3 protein-coding genes are annotated in these 4,951 nt (G+C 72.4%); all 3 read left to right on the forward strand.

The genetic code is table 11. The annotated features are described in order from the left end of the window. Positions 1-201: 201 nt before the first annotated feature. On the forward strand, positions 202-1,707 hold the full coding sequence (locus H0H10_RS00835) for a CYTH and CHAD domain-containing protein (protein WP_188178833.1): 1,506 nt from the start codon (positions 202-204) through the stop codon (positions 1,705-1,707). Positions 1,708-1,748: 41 nt separating this feature from the next. Next, complete coding sequence (locus H0H10_RS00840; RefSeq protein ID WP_188178834.1) at positions 1,749-3,698, forward strand: TIGR03960 family B12-binding radical SAM protein; 1,950 nt, start codon at positions 1,749-1,751, stop codon at positions 3,696-3,698. A gap of 176 nt (positions 3,699-3,874) precedes the next feature. After that, positions 3,875-4,951 (forward strand): trypsin-like serine protease (locus H0H10_RS00845; RefSeq protein WP_188178835.1); only part of this gene is annotated, 1,077 nt, incomplete at its 3' end.

Genomic DNA, 4,951 nt, shown 5'->3' on the forward strand with positions numbered 1-4,951 from the left:
CAGTGCCTGAACGGCCTGGGAGGTACCCCCAGGGCGGCACGGGTGGGCGCTGGGGGTACCCCCCTGGGGGAGGCACCCCGGCAGCGCCGGGCCGCGCGTCCCACCCCCGGCCCGCACCCGCGCCGGGCAAGCACGCGAACGCCGGCCCCCACCACGCCGCCGACCCGTGACCGCGCGGCCCACCCCCGCTAGATTCACCACATGGCGGACATCAAGCGCGAGATCGAGCGGAAGTACGAGTCCGACGACAGCGGCCTGCCCGATCTGACCGGCGTCGCCGGCGTCGCGGCCGTCCTCGACAAGGGCGTCGCCCACCTCGACGCCACCTACTACGACACGGCCGACGAACGCCTCGCCGCGTCCTCGATCACCCTGCGCCGCCGCACCGGCGGCTCCGACGCCGGCTGGCATCTGAAGCTCCCCGTCGCCCCGGACGTCCGGGACGAGATCCGCGCCCCCCTCTCCGAGGGCGTCCCCCGCGCCCTCGCCCGCCTCGTCCGCTCCCGCGTCCGCGACAGCGCCCTGTCGCCCCTCGTACGGCTGCGTTCCGACCGCGACGTCCGCCACCTCGTCGATGCGGACGGCCGTCTCCTCGCCGAGGTCAGCGTCGACGCCGTACACGCCGAACGGCTCACCGGCGGCGCCGCCCAGTGGACCGAGATCGAGGTCGAGCTCGCCGACGGCGTCGACCCCGTTTTTCTGGACAAGGTCGACAAACGGCTGCGCAAGGCCGGCGTGCGCCCCTCGGCGTCCGCGTCCAAACTGGCCCGCGCCCTCGCGGACACGGCACCGAAGAAGCGCCGCAAGCCCAAGGCACCCCCGGCGCCCGTCACCGCCGGCGACCACGTCCTCGCCTACCTCCGGGCGCAGCGGGACGCGCTCGTCGACCTCGACCCCGCCGTGCGCCGCGACCTGCCGGACTCCGTGCACCGGATGCGCGTCGCCACCCGCAGGCTGCGCAGCGCCTTCCGGTCGTACGGCAGGGCCCTCGACCGGGCCGTGACCGACCCGGTCGCAGCGGAGCTGAAGTGGCTGGCCGCCGAGCTGGGTGCCGGGCGCGACGAGGAGGTGCTCACCGAGCGGGTGACCGCCGCCCTGGACGAGCTGCCCCGCGCCCTGGTCTCCGGCCCCGTCCGCACCCGGCTGCGCACCTGGTCGCACGCCCGGCGAGGAGGTTCCCGGCGCCGGCTGACCGCCGTGCTCGACGGCCGGCGGTACCTGGAACTGCTCGGCGCGCTCGACGCCCTGATCGACGCGCCGCCGCTGCGCAGGGCGGCCGCCGGGAAGCCCGAGAAGGTGATCGGCGCGGCGGTCGGCAAGGACTTCGCCCGGGTGTCCGCGCTGGTCGAGCAGGCCCTCGCACTGCCCCCGGGGCAGGAGCGGGACGTCGCGCTGCACGAGGCGCGCAAGCAGGCCAAGCGGACCCGGTACGCGGCCGAGGCGGCGAGCCCGGCGCTCGGGGAGCCGGCGGACGCCCTGGTGCGGTCGATGAAGACGCTCCAGGGTCTGCTCGGCGACCACCAGGACAGCGTGATGACCCGCGAGGCGCTGCGCGACCTGGCCCGGCAGGCGCACGCGGCGGGCGAGAGCGCCTTCACGTACGGGGTGCTGTACGGGCGCGAGGAGCGGCGCGCCGCGGACGACGAGGCGGCGCTGCCCGGCATGTGGGAGGTGATCCGGGGCGGGGCAGCTCCTGCGGCGGGTTAGTCTGGATGGTCACCCCTGTCAGCACACGAAGGTTCCGTGAGATGCCTGCCGAAGCCGCCGAGTCTGTGTTCCCGCAGCTCGAAGCTCTGCTCCCGCATGTGCAGAAGCCGATCCAGTACGTCGGCGGAGAGCTCAACTCCACGGTCAAGGACTGGGACTCCTGCGACGTCCGCTGGGCCCTGATGTACCCGGACGCGTACGAGGTCGGTCTGCCCAACCAGGGCGTCATGATCCTCTACGAGGTACTGAACGAGCAGGAGGGCGTCCTCGCCGAGCGCACGTACAGCGTGTGGCCGGACCTGGAGGCGCTGATGCGGGAGCACCGCGTCCCGCAGTTCACGGTGGACAGCCACCGTCCCGTGCGCGCCTTCGACGTGTTCGGGCTGTCGTTCTCGACCGAGCTGGGCTACACCAACATGCTCGCCGCCCTGGACCTGGCCGGCATCCCGCTGGAGTCCAAGGACCGCGGGATCGACGACCCGATCGTCCTGGCCGGCGGGCACGCGGCGTTCAACCCCGAGCCGATCGCCGACTTCATCGACTGCGCGGTCATCGGCGACGGCGAGCAGGCCGTTCTCGAGATCACCGAGATCGTCCGCGCCTGGAAGGGCGAGGGCCGGCCCGGCGGCCGCGAGGAGCTGCTGCTGCGGCTGGCGAAGACCGGCGGGGTGTACGTCCCCGGCTTCTACGACGTCGAGTACCTGCCCGACGGCCGTATCGCCCGTGTCGTACCGAACCGGTCGGGTGTGCCGTGGCGGGTCAGCAAGCACACGGTGATGGACCTCGACGAGTGGCCCTACCCCAAGCAGCCCCTCGTCCCGCTGGCCGAGACCGTCCACGAGCGCATGTCGGTGGAGATCTTCCGCGGCTGCACCCGGGGCTGCCGCTTCTGCCAGGCCGGCATGATCACCCGCCCGGTGCGCGAGCGCTCGATCACCGGCATCGGCGAGATGGTCGACAAGGGCCTGAAGGCGACCGGTTTCGAGGAGGTCGGCCTGCTGTCCCTGTCCAGCGCCGACCACAGCGAGATCGGTGACATCGCCAAGGGGCTGGCCGACCGCTACGAGGACGAGAAGATCGGCCTCTCGCTGCCGTCCACCCGCGTCGACGCCTTCAACATCGACCTCGCCAACGAGCTCACGCGCAACGGGCGCCGCTCCGGCCTGACCTTCGCCCCCGAGGGCGGCTCCGAGCGCATCCGCAAGGTCATCAACAAGATGGTCTCGGAAGAGGACCTGATCCGTACCGTCGCCACCGCGTACGGCAACGGCTGGCGCCAGGTGAAGCTGTACTTCATGTGCGGCCTGCCGACCGAGACCGACGACGACGTCCTGCAGATCGCCGACATGGCCACGCGCGTGATCCAGAAGGGCCGCGAGGTCTCCGGCTCGGGCGACATCCGCTGCACGGTCTCCATCGGCGGCTTCGTCCCCAAGCCCCACACCCCCTTCCAGTGGGCGCCGCAGCTGTCGGCCGAGGAGACGGACGCCCGGCTGCAGAAGCTGCGCGACAAGATCCGCGGCGACAAGAAGTACGGCCGCTCCATCGGCTTCCGCTACCACGACGGCAAGCCCGGCATCGTCGAGGGCCTGCTCTCGCGCGGCGACCGGCGGGTGGGCGCCGTCATCCGCGCCGTCTACGACGACGGCGGCCGCTTCGACGGCTGGCGCGAGCACTTCTCCTACGACCGCTGGATGGGCTGCGCCGACAAGGCGCTGGCGGTGTACGGCGTGGACGTCGACTGGTACACCACCCGCGAGCGCTCCTACGAGGAGGTCCTGCCCTGGGACCACCTCGACTCCGGCCTCGACAAGGACTGGCTCTGGGAGGACTGGCAGGACGCCCTCGACGAGACCGAGGTCGAGGACTGCCGCTGGACGCCCTGCTTCGACTGCGGTGTGTGTCCCGCCATGGACACGGAGATCCAGATCGGCCCGACCGGCAGGAAACTGCTGCCGCTGACGGTCAAGAAGGCGGCGCCGACGGGCTGACGGCCCGTGGGGTGGCGTACATCACGATGAATGTGTGACGTACAGTCAGTTTGCGTGATTTCGGCCGATGGACGAGATCGGTGAACGCGGTCTTACATGACTGAGGTCGGGGCCCACCGGTGAACCGGTGGGCCCCGACCTCAGTCAGTTTCGGTCGGACCACCCCTAGGACGGCAATGAAGGCACGCAGCAGGACCGCGTCGTATCCCGAACGTCTCAGACGTCTCGGACGGAGCACCAGGGGCAGGGCGGCGGCGCTGCTCGGCACGGCACCGTTGCTGCTGCTGACCGCCGCGCCGGCGCACGCGGTGGTCGGCACCCCCGCCGGTGGAACCGGTTACGGCTTCACCGCCCGGCTGCTGGTCGGCGACCACGAGCGCGGCTGCTCGGGAGCCCTCGTCTCCCCGGAGTGGGTTCTCACGGCGGCCAGTTGCTTCGCCGCCGACCCGGTCGCCGACCTCACGGTTCCGGCCGGCGCACCCCGGGTGAAGACCGTCGCCACCGTCGGCGGCGACCAGGCCCGTGACGTCGTGGAACTCCGGCCGCACGGCGAGCGTGACCTCGTACTGGCCCGCCTCGCCCAGCCGGTGGCGGGCGTCACCCCCGTCGCCCTCGCCACCGCGGCGCCCGCCGCCGGCCAGGAACTCGTCGTGGCCGGCCACGGACGCACCGCGCAGGAGTGGGCACCGCTCGGCCTGCACACCGGGACGTTCTCCGTCACCGCGGTCACCGGCGGCGACGTCACCCTCAGCGGCGTGGACGGCGCCGCCGTCTGCCAGGGCGACGCCGGCGGACCCGCCGTCCGCACGGTCGACGGCAGGCCGGCGCTCGTCGCGATCAGCAGCCGCTCCAACCACGCGGGATGCTTCGGCGTCGACACCGCCGCGGGAACAGCCGGCCAGGCGATCAGCACCCGGGTCGACGACCTGCGCGACTGGGTCGCCGCCAACGCCGTGGCGACCCCGCTGTCCGACTACGACGGCGACGGCCGCAGCGACGTCGGCGTGCTCTACGACAACGGCCGGCAGGCCGACGGCACCAACCGCACCGCGTGGTGGACGTTCACCAGCACCGGTACCGCCTTCGGCGAGCCGAAGCGCAAGTGGGACAGCAGCGGTGGCAGCTGGGACTGGAACCGGTCGAAGGTCGTCTCCGGCGACTTCAACGGCGACGGCCGTGGTGACATGGGGGTGCTGTACGACTACGGCACGCAGGCCGACGGTGCCAACCGGACCGCGCTGTGGACGCTGACG

Source organism: Streptomyces griseicoloratus (genome assembly GCF_014534645.1).
Lineage (GTDB): Bacteria > Actinomycetota > Actinomycetes > Streptomycetales > Streptomycetaceae > Streptomyces > Streptomyces griseicoloratus.